The organism is Neisseria sp. HMSC064E01 (assembly GCF_001808875.1).
Taxonomy (GTDB): Bacteria; Pseudomonadota; Gammaproteobacteria; order Burkholderiales; family Neisseriaceae; genus Neisseria; species Neisseria sicca_A.
On the sequence record NZ_KV794884.1, the window covers coordinates 14,942 to 29,145 of the forward strand.

General features: G+C 48.5%; 14 protein-coding genes. 6 read left to right on the plus strand and 8 right to left on the minus strand.

Translation table 11 applies throughout. The features are described 5' to 3' along the window. Positions 1–101 precede the first annotated feature (101 nt). Positions 102–902: a hypothetical protein gene (locus HMPREF2572_RS01500; protein ID WP_070495773.1), complete on the plus strand. Its 801-nt coding sequence runs from the start codon at positions 102–104 to the stop codon at positions 900–902. 60 nt (positions 903–962) lie between these two features. Then, a complete protein-coding gene (gene fdx, locus HMPREF2572_RS01505) occupies positions 963–1,304 on the plus strand; it encodes an ISC system 2Fe-2S type ferredoxin (RefSeq protein ID WP_039406342.1) in 342 nt (113 codons plus the stop codon). A gap of 135 nt (positions 1,305–1,439) precedes the next feature. Here fdx and HMPREF2572_RS01510 read toward each other — a convergent pair whose 3' ends face one another. Further along, a complete protein-coding gene (locus HMPREF2572_RS01510; protein WP_070495775.1) occupies positions 1,440–2,048 on the minus strand; it encodes a hypothetical protein in 609 nt (202 codons plus the stop codon). A gap of 334 nt (positions 2,049–2,382) precedes the next feature. Between HMPREF2572_RS01510 and iscX the strand changes: the two genes are divergently transcribed. The 4 genes from iscX (at position 2,383) to HMPREF2572_RS01530 (ending at position 7,094) form a co-directional block, all read left to right on the plus strand. Beyond that, on the plus strand, positions 2,383–2,580 hold the full coding sequence (iscX, locus tag HMPREF2572_RS01515) for a Fe-S cluster assembly protein IscX (RefSeq protein ID WP_070441975.1): 198 nt from the start codon (positions 2,383–2,385) through the stop codon (positions 2,578–2,580). Between the two features lie 352 nt (positions 2,581–2,932). After that, positions 2,933–3,811 (plus strand): methylenetetrahydrofolate reductase, encoded by an 879-nt coding sequence (gene metF / locus HMPREF2572_RS01520; protein WP_070495777.1) that lies wholly within the window; start codon positions 2,933–2,935, stop codon positions 3,809–3,811. 138 nt (positions 3,812–3,949) lie between these two features. Further along, positions 3,950–6,226: a 5-methyltetrahydropteroyltriglutamate--homocysteine S-methyltransferase gene (gene metE, locus HMPREF2572_RS01525; RefSeq protein ID WP_070495779.1), complete on the plus strand. Its 2,277-nt coding sequence runs from the start codon at positions 3,950–3,952 to the stop codon at positions 6,224–6,226. Positions 6,227–6,494: 268 nt separating this feature from the next. Then, positions 6,495–7,094, plus strand: a complete 600-nt coding sequence (locus HMPREF2572_RS01530) for a LemA family protein (protein WP_070495782.1) — start codon at positions 6,495–6,497, stop codon at positions 7,092–7,094. 360 nt (positions 7,095–7,454) lie between these two features. Here the strand turns inward: HMPREF2572_RS01530 and HMPREF2572_RS01535 are convergent, their stop codons facing one another. The 7 genes from HMPREF2572_RS01535 to HMPREF2572_RS01565 form a co-directional block, all read right to left on the minus strand. Next, complete coding sequence (locus tag HMPREF2572_RS01535) at positions 7,455–8,051, minus strand: MlaC/ttg2D family ABC transporter substrate-binding protein (protein WP_070495784.1); 597 nt, start codon at positions 8,049–8,051, stop codon at positions 7,455–7,457. Between the two features lie 109 nt (positions 8,052–8,160). Then, positions 8,161–8,712: a hypothetical protein gene (locus HMPREF2572_RS01540; RefSeq protein ID WP_070495787.1), complete on the minus strand. Its 552-nt coding sequence runs from the start codon at positions 8,710–8,712 to the stop codon at positions 8,161–8,163. Between the two features lie 153 nt (positions 8,713–8,865). Continuing rightward, complete coding sequence (locus HMPREF2572_RS01545) at positions 8,866–9,234, minus strand: nucleolar protein (RefSeq protein ID WP_070495789.1); 369 nt, start codon at positions 9,232–9,234, stop codon at positions 8,866–8,868. 134 nt (positions 9,235–9,368) lie between these two features. Then, positions 9,369–11,291 (minus strand): ATP-binding cassette domain-containing protein, encoded by a 1,923-nt coding sequence (locus HMPREF2572_RS01550; RefSeq protein ID WP_070495791.1) that lies wholly within the window; start codon positions 11,289–11,291, stop codon positions 9,369–9,371. A 192-nt stretch (positions 11,292–11,483) separates the two neighbouring features. Beyond that, positions 11,484–12,251, minus strand: a complete 768-nt coding sequence (locus HMPREF2572_RS01555) for an amino acid ABC transporter ATP-binding protein (protein WP_070495793.1) — start codon at positions 12,249–12,251, stop codon at positions 11,484–11,486. Positions 12,252–12,260: 9 nt separating this feature from the next. Then, positions 12,261–12,977 carry an amino acid ABC transporter permease gene (locus tag HMPREF2572_RS01560; protein ID WP_039855727.1) on the minus strand — a complete coding sequence of 239 codons (717 nt, stop codon included), beginning with the start codon at positions 12,975–12,977 and terminating at the stop codon, positions 12,261–12,263. Continuing rightward, positions 12,967–13,791 carry an amino acid ABC transporter substrate-binding protein gene (locus tag HMPREF2572_RS01565; RefSeq protein WP_070495795.1) on the minus strand — a complete coding sequence of 275 codons (825 nt, stop codon included), beginning with the start codon at positions 13,789–13,791 and terminating at the stop codon, positions 12,967–12,969. Before HMPREF2572_RS01565 ends, HMPREF2572_RS01560 begins: the two co-directional genes overlap by 11 nt. Positions 13,792–14,204 lie beyond the last annotated feature (413 nt).

The window sequence follows — 14,204 nt, forward strand, 5'->3', positions numbered from 1 at the left end:
CGTACTGGTTTAAAGTTAATCCACTATATAAACGGTTTCAGACGACCCCTTCATTACAAAAAGTCGTCTGAAATAATAAACAGCCTAAATATGAGCAAACCATGAACAAACTTACAAATCTCCCGTTCAAGGAAAAAGTTAACGAACTCAATGAAAATCTCATTGCTTTTGCAGAACCAGAAACTGTATTCTGTGAAAAACAGTCATGGCTAAAAAATCATTTTTTGCCCATGATGAGTATAGATTTAGGAGAATTTAAAACAGAATGGAGTGGCACTATCGTCCATCTTATCAACCCAATCGAACCTTATGGATACAATATAAGTGGCTGCACACCCGCTTACCACAATGAATTTATTGGTGAAAACTGGCTGGCTTTCCGTTTGACAGACGATAACAAATATGAATTTTTGGGAGAAGAAGGCTATTTCACCCGCAGTCCTCAATACAGAGAGAACTTAAAACAAATACTTTGCGCCGATTTCGATCCCAATGCTTTTGAAAACAAAGACATTCTGGAAACGTGTAAAGAAGAATTTTATCAAGAAGCACTGAAGTATTTCGATGAATCTGTTCAAATCTATCAAAAGAACAAATCAGATTTTGAAAAACGAGAGGGGCGGTACGGCGACGAGCCTTACGATAATACCTATTTTGGTCTATATCTTGATAGATTAGGCGGAGTGATTAAAGGTGGAAATTGGGTAGATACTAGTCCCATTCCTCCCGCCTTCACTCTAAAAGAAGACAAGGATTGGAACGTATTCATAGAACACCAGGGTAATCCTTTCTACCATATTGCCTCATGCTCAGGATATGGATACTCCAACGGAGCAGATGACGTAATTCTGCTCTACGAACCCGTCAGCCGGATTGCATTATTTACATTCGAATGGACATAGAACACAGAATATTGTTAAGCCCCACCATTATCAAACCACTCATTACAAGAGACAATAAAAATGCCCAAAATCACCGTACTCCCACACGCCGTATTATGTCCCGAAGGCGCAGTCATTGAAGATGCACCCGAAGGCAAAACCGTCCTTGACGTGCTGCTCGACCACGACATCGAAGTCGATCACGCCTGCGAAAAATCCTGCGCCTGCACCACTTGCCACGTCATCATCCGCAAAGGCTTCGACAGCTTGGAAGAGCCGACCGAATTGGAAGAAGACCTGCTCGACCAGGCATGGGGCTTGGAAGCCGACTCGCGCCTGAGCTGTCAGGCGGTCGTCGCTGACGAAGACTTGGTGGTCGAAATACCCAAATACACCATCAACCACGCGCGCGAAGAGCATTGATGCAAAGAGGTCGTCTGAAACGGATCAAGTAATTTTCAGACGACCTCTGCCAAGTTTTAAGCAAACAAAAGGTCGTCTGAAAACTGCCTTACCGACCGTTTTCAGACGACCTTCCGTCAAATCGCCATCAAATCATTATTTGGAACGGGGAACGATAAACCTTAAGCGGGATACTTTCATCGAAGCGGTGGTTTGGGCGACGGGATAGCTTTCCACTCTGCCTTTGGCGTTGAGCATACTGAGGCTGCTGCCGCGGCGGGTTATGATGCTCTTAGGTTCGGATTTCGGCGCAGGCTCGTTTTGCGCTGTTGCCATGGATTTCGGCGGCTCGGGTACATAGCCCGCCAAGCCGAAGCGTTTGATGATTTCGTTTGCGGCATCTGTATAACGCTGTTTCGCTTCTTCGTTTTCCACCACCATGTCGTCAAGCGCGACAGATAAATCGTTGCCGCAGCCGACGATGCGTTCCGCAATACGCGAATACACCATCCAGCGTTTCAAACGCAAAGCGCCCGCATCTTCGCCAGGCGCGGCGGCATCTAAAGCAATCATGCCGTAACGCTTGCCATAACGGAGGCGCAGCGAGAGCCGATTCAGTCCCTCACTATCGTCCAGCATCTGATAAAGCTCGCGGATGAGCAGCAGCAGGCGGTCGAACACGCCCGCTTTGGCAAGATAATTGGGGTCGTCGGAAGCGAGCGCGTAAATAAGTTTGGATAATTTGGCATTGAGTGTGTTATTCATCAATTTTCCTCTTATTCATACTGTAATGGATTACTTTAAGAACCATTCCATATGATTTGGTTGCATGACAAAATGTAAATTTTTCTAAGTGAAAGTCAGCAAAATGTTTTAAGCGTCTGAAATGAAAATATTACATGGGAAAATACCATGTGCGATTTCGGAAGCATTTGGCATTGCAGACAAGCGCTTACCCAAACCGCCCGTTGCCCTGCATGCCTTACCATTGCGTAAAACGGTTGAACAAAAGCCTGCCGCTCGGTTTATAGAAGCATTAAAATACCCCTACAACTGAAACCCGAATCGAAAATTCGGACACTCCAAAAGGAACGACATCATGAAATGGACAGACACCCAACGCATCGCCGAAGAACTCTACGACCTGCACGGAGACAACATCGACCCAAAAACCGTTCGCTTCACCCAGTTGCGCGACCTGATTATGGCGTTGCCTGATTTCGACGACGATCCCGCACGCTGCGGTGAACGCATCCTCGAAGCCGTACAACAGGCATGGATTGAAGAGGCTGAGTGAAACTGTATCGTTTGCAAGCTAAAGACAAAGACGTCGTCTGAAAAATTTTCAGACGACGTTTTAACGGGCTTCGTGCAAATTCAAATGCGAAATATTCCGTCGATGCCGCTGTTCAAGTGAAATACCAACCATTGAAATTCATTTAATTTCAAATAATTTCAAAACATCCCCACATCTCTGAATAGGTATTTTCTTCTCAGCCTGTCCTCATATAAATAGGAACAGGGTCAACGGTACCTACATTAAAATAATTCATAAACTTTCTGAAAATTTTGAATTTGACTCATACACAAGGCAAATTTATCATACCAACCTGAAAACGTTTAAAAAAGACAACCGAGGTACACAGCCAATGAATTACGCAAAAGAAATCAATGCGTTAAATAACAGCCTTTCCGATTTGAAAGGCGACATCAACGTTTCGTTCGAATTTTTCCCACCGAAAAACGAACAAATGGAAACCATGCTGTGGGACTCTATCCATCGCCTGCAAACCCTGCATCCCAAGTTCGTATCCGTAACTTACGGCGCAAACTCCGGCGAACGCGACCGTACGCATAGCATCGTCAAGCGCATCAAACAAGAAACCGGCTTGGAAGCCGCGCCGCACCTGACCGGCATCGACGCTTCTCCCGACGAATTGCGCCAAATCGCCAAAGACTATTGGGACAGCGGCATCCGCCGTATTGTCGCTCTGCGCGGCGATGAGCCACCCGGTTATGAGAAAAAACCGTTTTACGCCGAAGACTTGGTCAAACTCCTGCGCTCCGTCGCCGACTTCGACATCTCCGTAGCTGCATATCCGGAAGTGCATCCCGAAGCGAAATCCGCACAAGCCGACCTGATCAATCTGAAGCGCAAAATCGATGCGGGTGCAAACCACGTCATCACCCAATTCTTCTTCGACGTAGAACGCTACCTGCGCTTCCGCGACCGCTGCGTGATGTTGGGCATCGATGTCGAAATCGTACCCGGCATCCTGCCTGTTACCAACTTCAAGCAGCTCGGCAAAATGGCGCAAGTGACCAACGTCAAAATCCCGAAATGGCTGTCGCAAATGTATGAAGGCTTGGACAACGACCAAGCTACGCGCAATCTGGTTGCGGCAAGTATCGCCATCGACATGGTCAAAGTCCTGTCCCGCGAAGGCGTGAAAGATTTCCACTTCTACACGCTCAACCGCAGCGAGCTGACTTACGCCATCTGCCATATTTTAGGCGTGCGTCCCTAAAGCCGTATAAAACGGTTTCAGACGACCCCAAAGGTCGTCTGAAAAACAAAACGCCGCCCCATCCGCCCTATTCTGATTTACAATACCGACCGATTCGGATTGAACCGGTCCTTACAAAATCCAACTGGAGAGTTCAACATGACAACATTACATTTCTCAGGCTTCCCGCGTGTCGGCGCCTTCCGTGAATTGAAATTCGCCCAAGAAAAATACTGGCGCAAGGAAATCAGCGAACAAGAGCTGCTCGACGTCGCCAAAGACCTGCGCGAGAAAAACTGGAAACACCAAGCCGCTGCCAACGCCGATTTCGTTGCCGTAGGCGATTTCACCTTCTACGACCACATCCTCGACCTGCAAGTCGCTACCGGCGCAATCCCTGCCCGTTTCGGCTTCGACAGCCAAAACCTGTCTTTGGAACAATTCTTCCAACTGGCTCGTGGTAACAAAGACCAATTCGCTATCGAAATGACCAAATGGTTCGACACCAACTATCACTATCTGGTGCCTGAATTCCACGCCGATACCGAATTCAAAGCGAACGCCAAACACTACGTTCAACAACTGAAAGAAGCCCAAGCCCTCGGTTTGAAAGCCAAACCGACCATCGTCGGCCCGCTGACCTTCCTGTGGGTAGGTAAAGAAAAAGGCGCAGTCGAATTCGACCGCCTGATCCTGTTGCAAAAACTGCTGCCCGTTTACGTTGAAATCCTGAATGCTTTGGTTGAAGCCGGTGCTGAATGGATTCAAATCGACGAGCCTGCATTGGCTGTTGACCTGCCTAAAGAATGGGTAGAAGCCTACAAAGACGTTTACGCCACTTTGAGCAAAGTAAACGCCAAAATCCTGTTGAGCACTTACTTCGGTTCCGTTGCCGAACACGCCGCATTGCTGAAAGCACTGCCTGTTGACGGCCTGCACATCGACTTGGTACGCGCTCCCGAGCAACTGGACGCTTTCGCTGACTACGACAAAGTCCTGTCTGCCGGCGTTATCGACGGTCGCAACATCTGGCGCGCCAACCTGAACAAAGTGTTGGAAACTGTCGAGCCTCTGAAAGCCAAACTGGGCGACCGTTTGTGGATTTCCAGCTCTTGCTCTCTGCTGCACACTCCATTTGACTTGTCAGTTGAAGAAAAACTGAAAGCCAACAAACCCGACCTGTACTCTTGGTTGGCATTTACCCTGCAAAAAACCCAAGAATTGCGCGTTCTGAAAGCCGCATTGAACGAAGGCCGTGATTCTGTTGCCGAAGAACTGGCTGCCAGCCAAGCTGCCGCCGACTCCCGTGCCAACAGCAGCGAAATCCACCGTGCAGACGTTGCCAAACGCCTGGCCGACCTGCCTGCCAACGCAGACCAACGCAAATCTCCATTTGCCGACCGTATCAAAGCACAACAAGCATGGTTGAACCTGCCTCTGCTGCCGACGACCAACATCGGTTCTTTCCCACAAACTACCGAAATCCGCCAAGCACGTGCAGCCTTCAAAAAAGGCGAACTGTCTGCCGCCGATTACGAAGCCGCGATGAAAAAAGAAATCGCCTTGGTGGTTGAAGAGCAAGAAAAACTGGACTTGGACGTACTGGTACACGGCGAAGCCGAGCGTAACGACATGGTCGAATACTTCGGCGAACTGTTGAGCGGTTTCGCGTTCACCCAATACGGCTGGGTACAAAGCTACGGTTCACGCTGCGTGAAACCACCGATCATCTTCGGTGACGTAAGCCGTCCTGAAGCCATGACCGTGGCTTGGTCTACTTACGCACAAAGCCTGACCAAACGCCCGATGAAAGGCATGTTGACCGGCCCCGTAACCATCCTGCAATGGTCTTTCGTCCGCAATGACATCCCACGTTCTACCGTGTGCAAACAAATCGCACTGGCTCTGAACGACGAAGTATTGGATCTGGAAAAAGCAGGCATCAAAGTCATCCAAATCGACGAACCTGCCATCCGTGAAGGTCTGCCTTTGAAACGTGCCGATTGGGATGCCTACCTGAACTGGGCGGGCGAATCCTTCCGCCTGTCCTCTACCGGTTGCGAAGACAGCACACAAATCCACACCCATATGTGCTACTCCGAGTTCAACGACATCCTGCCTGCCATCGCAGCTATGGACGCCGACGTCATCACCATCGAGACTTCACGTTCCGACATGGAACTGTTGACCGCGTTCGGCGAATTCAAATACCCGAACGACATCGGCCCGGGCGTTTACGACATCCACAGCCCACGCGTACCGACAGAAGCCGAAGTGGAACACCTGTTGCGCAAAGCCATCGAAGTCGTACCGGTTGAACGCTTGTGGGTGAACCCCGACTGCGGTCTGAAAACACGCGGTTGGAAAGAAACTCTGGAACAACTCCAAGTAATGATGAACGTTACCCACAAACTGCGTGCCGAATTGGCGAAATAAGTTTGAACTAGCGTAATCAAAAGGTCGTCTGAAAATTTTCAGACGACCTTTTTACCAACTTGATATTTCATTTTCCTATCGGACGGAACCGCCATAGCCTATCCTCCCTATTGCCTTCCCCAATAATCTTTTATGACTAATGGGCAAAATAATTTATTTAGGGTATAATTACACGCAACTAAATTAAAAACAGCGGCTAACTGTATCTACTCACAAACAGCAAAATCCGCATATATCAAACAACACATTACTGCAACAAACAATAAGGATGCACACTATGGGAATCATCAGTCTTATCTTCATCGCCGTAATACTGACCGTTTTACTGCTCAACTTCAAACAAAAATTAGACCGTTGCAAAAAAGATTATCAAGAATCTTTTGTTGCACTTCGTATCGCCCTAGCGTGCCGCCATCAGGCAGTCAGACATGTTTTGGATGCTTCAAAAATTTATCTGGGACGAGAGGATGACAATGTCGACAGCAATTTATTGTCCTCATGTGGCGATGCTGAAGCCGTATTGACCCAAGCATCCAAATCATTTTCACCGGAATCTCTTTCTCGCTTGTGCAACGCGGAAGCAAGCTTGAACAACTCACTCCGCGCCCTGCAAGAAGTTTTAGAAAAAAGCCTGAAACAACGTCCCGATCAAGGTCTTAAAAGTCAGCTTGAAATGCTGGACGCCGCCGAAACTGATGTTGTATCTGCGCGACGCGCCTACAATCGCTCAGCAGAACGCTACAACCGTATGCTGAGAAAAACCATGAGCGGACTGGTTGCCAAAGTATTGGGTTATCACGCAAAAGCCAGCTTGATTAAATTTGAAGACAACAATGTTCCGCAAATGAGCAAACACTTGATGGCTTGATAAGCGTGGCGCAAATAGATCAGGATGTGGCGTTGTAATTAAACGTTATGAACCATAGAGGTAGCACAGAATCCATCCGTTCTGTGCTTTACTATTTTTAAAAATCATTTCCCTTGAGTCAATTTGCAGTAACAAAGTAGCAGGAAGTAAACCAACTCCACTACAACCATGATTCAGAATAAACAAAAGGTCGTCTGAACTTTAAAAGTTTTCAGACGACCTTTTTGTTTGTCAAATCTATAAGCTTCAAATAAATACAAAACCATTCATTTTCAACCTATTGATTTTTAATACTCCATTCTCAAACAAGGAATCCATCCCGATGCCTCTCATGAGAAAACAGGAAATTGCCAGTCAAAATTATTGCTTTTTCAAACCCTTGGCTTTAATGGTGGCAATTGTACCGTCGATACCTTTTTGTTTGATCAACTCATTGAATTGATTGCGGTACACCGTTACTAAGCTTGTGCCATCCAAACGGAAATTGTAGATTTTATAAGCAGAGCCTACCCGATAAAGCTGATACGCCACTTCGTATTTCTTACCGCTTTTTGTTTGAATCTCCGAAAACACATCAAACTTATTGCCGTTTTCAGTCATTTTAGGCAGCAATTTAACCTTCGCATCGGCAGCGCCCACCAAAGCGGAATGGGAATACATCGAAACCACCATCTCTTTGAATGCTTGAATAAAATCTGTTTTCTGCTGTGCCGAGAAATTGCGCCAAGGCGCACCGACGGCCAAAGCGGAAATGCGTTCATAATCCAAATAACGGTCGGCATACTGCTGTATTTGTTTGACACGCTGCGGCTCGCTCAAGGAAGTATTGCGCGCAATTTTCAAAACAGTATCGATATTTTGCTGCATCTGCTCTTGTGCAGGATGTGCAGCGGCAACATACGGAGCGGCAAGCACCATAGGTGCAGCCAGTACAAAAGCGGATAAATAGGATGCCATATACGTACCTATTTCTAAAAGTTTTAAAGGTCTATTGTAAAACTTTATATTTTAGAAATATTTAACGTAATGTAAAACCGAGAAAGGCAGATAAAAAGGCAGGAACGACCTACATTCGGCTCAATTCCCTTTGCAGGGCTTGGATGTTTTGCTGGCGATCGAGTACCGCGCTTTGCAGGCTGTTGATTTCCTGTTGGTTGACATGACCGCCTTTGGCTACGCGGGCTTGAGCCAGAGATTTTTGCGCTTCACTCAACGCTTTACGTTCGTTGCTCAATTCCGTTTCCAAAATCGAACGGCGGCTAGTGCTGCCGGAGGATTTGGGCGCAGGAGTTGCTGCAACTTCAGGAGCAGGACGGATGGGCGCAGGTGCAGGATTCGCCTTAGCGGTATTTTTAGGGGCAGGTTTTGCGTTACCGGCTCGTTTTGACGGAGCTTCGGCAGCAGACTCGGGCATTTCTAAAGCGGGAGCATCGTAGCGCGTGCTGCTGTATTTGCCGATGGTCGGTAAATCTGCCGAATGGCAGTTTCCAGATGGGCGTGAAGTATAGACAACCTCGCCGTTGACTGTGCAGGTATAGATTTTAGAGGAAGCTTGTGCGCCTGATGCGGCGGCAAACATCAGCAATGAAGCTGCCAATGCGTGAAGTGATTGTTTCATGGTAAGGTCGTAATGTGAAATAAGTAATTGTTCGATAGATATTGCATTCAACTGTAATAGTATAACAATCCCAGCATATTCTCTCAAATAGGACAGCTGGCTTTTAAATTTCAAACTGTGCAAACCGTCTTATTCGTTTTAGCGAAAATTGCTTCACTCGTTTTCAGACGACGTTTTTGCGGATTTATCCGATTTTTTAGCGCGTGATTTGGCGTTTTTGCTCTTTGTCTCTTGCTCTTGCGCTTTTTCCCGCGATTTTTCTTTTGAACGCGCTTTCTTGGGCTTGGCTGCCTTTTCTTCGCTATCGCTGCTTAATTTGTTGATTTTCAAACGGTATGCACCGCCTTGGTGGCTGCTGATTTTGGGCAGGTCCGCACCTGTGCAGTTTCCCGATGGTTCGGATGTGTAGGTTTTGCTGTTACCGGAATGGCAACTGAAGACGGCTGCTGCGGTGTGGAGGGATAAGCCCAAAATGAGGGAGGATGCGACGATAAGTGCTCCTTGCTTAATTCGTGAACGCATGTGTTTTCCGTAGATTGAGTTTTCAGACGACCTATTTTTGTTTTTATACAGTTCGACGATCTGAAATGACCATGCCGAACTGTATTTTTTGGCGGCTTCTGAAGGCAAGTACGGAAACCCTCGCTGCGAAGTATTTATGGTTGTGTAAATTCTGCGTCGATTTCCGTCAGGATTTGCTCCAGCTCTTCTTGCCACAAAAGCCAGTTTTCTTCTATTTGTGTTAATTTTACTTTAATTTCTGTTAATTGTGTGAGGGTTTGTTGTAATTTTGTTTTATTTTCGTCCGAATAGGCTTCCTCTTGTGCCAAAAATGTTTCACATGCCGTTTGAATTTCAGAAAGCTGCACCATTTCTTTTTCGGCTTTGTCGATTTTCTGTTGTATCGGCTTGCCGCGTCGGGCTTTTTCTTGACGGATTTGTGCTTCGATACGCTTGGTGTCTTTGCGGTTTTGGCTTTGTGCGGAAGCAGCAGGGGCGGCTGTGGCGTTTTCCTGCGCCAACCGCCATTGACGGTAGTCATTTAAGTCGCCGTCAAAGTTTTTCAGACGACCTTTGTCAATAAGGAGGAAGCTGTCGGTAGTCGCTTCGAGCAGGCTGCGGTCGTGCGACACGACGATTAAGGCACCTTGGAAACTTTGCAACGCAAGTGTCAGGGCGTGGCGCATATCCAAGTCCAAATGGTTGGTCGGTTCGTCAAGCAGCAGCAGATTTGGCTTTTGCCAGATAATCATGGCAAGGGCGAGACGGGCTTTTTCTCCGCCGGAAAAAGGTTCGGTTTTCTGCAACGCCATGTCGCCGACAAAGTTGAAGCCTCCGAGGAAATTTCGGATTTCTTGCTCGCGCACTTCGGGAGAAAGCTGCTGAATGTGCCAAACAGGGCTTTGGTCGGCGCGGATGGTGTCGAGCTGGTGCTGGGCAAAATAGCCGATATTGAGTTTTTCGGAACGGACGATGCTGCCGGAAAGCAAATCAATTTTTCCTGCCAAGGCTTTGATAAATGTAGATTTACCGCTGCCGTTGACACCCAATAGCCCATAACGTGCGCCACTTTCCAGCGACAGGGTAATGTCGTGCAGGACGGTTTTGCCTTCGTAACCCAAATCAGCGTGTTCCAGCTTCAGTAAAGGATTGGGCAGATGGTCGGGATTGTAAAACTCGAAGGAAAACTCGCTGTCCAGATGCGCGGGAGCGATGCGCTCGAGCTTCGCCAACGCCTTCATGCGACTTTGCGCTTGAACGGCTTTGGTGGCTTTGGCTTTGAAGCGGTCGATAAAGGATTGCAGATGTTTGATTTGCGCCTGCTGTTTGACATAGGCGGCTTGTTGCTGCGCGAGACGCTGCGCACGTTCGGTTTGGTAAAAATCGTAATTGCCACCGTATTGCGTGAGTTTTTGCTGCGACAATTCGATGGTTTGTGTAGTTGCCGCGTTGAGAAAATCGCGGTCGTGGGAAATGATGATTTGCGTGCAGGGTAAAGAAGCAAGGTGGTTTTCCAGCCACAAGACAGTTTCCAAATCCAAGTGGTTGGTCGGTTCGTCAAGTAAGAGCAAATCGGCGCGGCAAATCAAGGCTTGCGCAAGGTTCAGGCGCATACGCCAGCCGCCGGAAAAAGATTTGACGGGACGGCTGTGTTCTTCTTGCGAAAAACCCAGTCCGTTTAACAATTTCGCCGCACGGGCCGGTGCGGTATAAGCGTCGATTTCTTCCAATTTGGCATGATATTCCGCCTGTTTCATGCCGTCATTTTGCGCTTCCGCCTGCGCCAAGGTCGTCTGAAAAGCCTGCAACTCGGCATCGCCCTGCAAAACGTAGTCCAACGCGGAGATGTCCAAATCCGGCGTTTCTTGGGAAACGGAAGCAATCCGCCAATTTTTCGGAATCGAGATATCGCCGCCATCCTGAGTGATTTCACCCTTGATTAAGGCAAACAGGCTGGATTTGCCCGTCCCGTTTTTACCGATCAAACCGACGCGCTGACCGGGATTGACGGTGGCGTTGGCTTTGTCGAGCAGGACTTTCAAACCGCGTTGTAGGGTGAGGTTCTTGATTTCAATCATGATGGTAAGGGACGGGCGGAAAAATGGGAAAGGCGGTATTTTATAGCGAAAACAGCATTATGTCGCCGTTCGTTGGTGCCGTAGCGTTTCAACGTGAATCCATGATGGAAAAAGGTCGTCTGAAAACGGCTGATGTTTTAGCGAAACCCGCTATGCTTGTTTTCAGACGACCTTTTGATGGAGCGAAACGGCTTAATGTCGATAATCCGCCGAATCCTTACGGATTTGCCGCAGAAATTTCTGCGTCCGCTCGTGTTTGGGGTGCTCGAACAATTCTTTCGGACTGCCTTGCTCTACGATGACGCCGCCGTCCATGACGACGACGGTAGTGGCGACTTCAAGCGCGAACTTGATTTCGTGGGTCACGACGACCATCGTCCAGCCTTCCTGCGCCAATTCTTTCATGGCGTTCAGTACGTCTTGCACCAATTCGGGATCCAGCGCGGAAGTAGGTTCGTCAAACAACATCAGCTCGGGCTGAATCGCCAATGCGCGGGCGATGCCGACGCGTTGTTGCTGACCGCCAGAAAGCTGGTAGGGATAAAGGTTAACCTTGTCGCCCAATCCAACTTTTTCCAGCAATTTCAAAGCTTCTTCGCGCGCTTGGGCTGCAGGTTTTCCTTGTACGGCAACCGGACCTTCCATCACGTTTTCCAACGCGGTTTTATGCGGAAAAAGATTGTATTGTTGGAACACCATGCCGGATTTTCGGCGCAATGCCAAAATGTCGTGCTTTGTCGTTTTTTTAGAAAAATCGATTTTCAGCGGTCGTTCGTTGTCGAACTCGATTTGTCCGTCTTCAGGCATTTCCAGCGCGTTTAAACAGCGCAGAAACGTCGTTTTCCCCGAGCCGGAAGGTCCGAGGATGACGACCACCTGCCCTTTGCCTACATCCAAATCGATGCCACGCAAAATGGTGTTTTCGCCGAAGGTTTTGCGGATACTGCGGATTTTAATCATGGCTTTCCCTTATTTGGCGACATAGCGGTCGAAGCGTTTTTCCAAGCGCGCCTGAATCAGGAACAGCACCTTGCAGAAACACCAGTAAACCAAAGCGGCTTCGATATAGACGGGCAGAAAGTCGTAGGTACGGTTTGCCGTTTCCTGCGCGACGCGGAACAGTTCCGTTACCGTTACGACCGCCGCGAGCGAGGTGTTTTTGAACAAGCCGATAAACTCGTTGCTCAAAGGCGGCACGGCAACACGAAATGCCTGCGGCGCGACGATGCGGCGGAAAGTCTGCATATAGGTCATGCCGATGGAGAAACCCGCTTCCCACTGCCCTTTCGGTACGGACAAAATCGCCGCACGGATAGTCTCGGAAGCATATGCGCCGACATTGAGCGAGAAGCCGATGATGGCGGCGGGAATCGGATCAATGAAAATACCGACGGACGGCAGCCCGTAAAACACAATCACAAGCTGCACCAACAGCGGCGTACCCCTGATGATGGAAATATAAGTTTCCACCAGTTTCAGCAGGATTTTCCGCACGATGCCGCCCGCAGGCATAATCCGCACCAAAGCCACGGCGATGGCAATCACCATCCCGATAAGAAACGACGCCACCGCCAGCGGCAGCGAGACCATAAAACCGGCTTTGACCATAGGCAAAAACGCGCTGACAATCATGTCGGCGCGTGTTTCCGTCATAAACGGCAGCGAAGCAAGAAAATTATTTAACACTGATGTCTTTTCCGAAGAATTGTTCGCCCAGTTTTTTCAGCGTGCCGTCGGCTTTCAGCTCGTTGATTGCCGTGCTGAATTTCGCCACGACTTCGTCATTGCCTTTATTGACAATCAAGCCGGAACCGACTTTTTCATCGGCAGGCGCAGACCAAACGATTTTCACGCCGGCATTCGGGTTTTTCTTCAGATAGTCTAAAACCGCCAATTCATCGTTCAATGTCGCATCGGCGCGTTTTTGTTCAATCAGGGTCAGCGATTGCGCCAAACCGTCCACTGCCACAAGCTCCGCACCCGCGGCTTTGGCTTTTTCGCCGTAATTGCTGGTCAGGGACTGCGCAGTTTTGACGCCTTTGATGTCGTCAATGGATTTGATGTTGCTGTCGTTACGCGCCACCAAAACCGCACCGCTCCAGCTGTAAGGTTCGGATTTGTCGAATGTCGCTTGGCGTTCGGGGCTGGTCAGACCGACTTGGTTTGCCACCACGTCGAAACGTCCCGCCTTCAAACCCGCCATCATCGAATCCCATTGCGTTTCTTTAAATTCAACTTTTACGCCCAATTTTTCCGCAACGGCTCGGGTGACTTCCACATCGTAGCCGGTCAGCTTGCCGTCTTTGTCGTGGTAGGTAAACGGCGCGTAAGTGCCTTCGGTACCGACGGTAATCGTACCTTTATTGTTGATACGCTCGATTAAAGAACCGGAAGCGCCGGCAGTTTGGGCGGGAGCAGAAGAAGACGCGCTGCCGCCCTCTCCTCCGCAGGCCGCCAAAACCAATGCGGTCATGCCGCCGAGTACGAATTTTTTCAACATAATCCTCTCCTGAAGAAAAAGTGTGCAAGAGCCGCATTCTAAGTGAAATTGCGGCAAACACAAAGAATACTTTTTTATATTGCTTATTCCGAAACGGATAAAGGAAGCCGTAAACCCCCCATCCATCAAGTAAAGGTCGTCTGAAAACAGCCTTGAGGCCCCTTTTCCGTTTTCAGACGACCCTCTACATCATTCGTATTACACGGCGGCTTGGTATTCGCAACGATGATGCTGCGTTCAGATTCAAAGGGAGTGTTGTCTCATCTTATTTTAAAATTCGCGTCTTGACTTAACACGCAGAGAGACCTTTGCAAAAAAGCCCTTCCCCCGACAGCTGAAACCCAAACACAGGTTTTCGGCTGTTTTCGTTTCAAATATCCACTAATTTTACCCAAATACCCCCTAATTCTCCC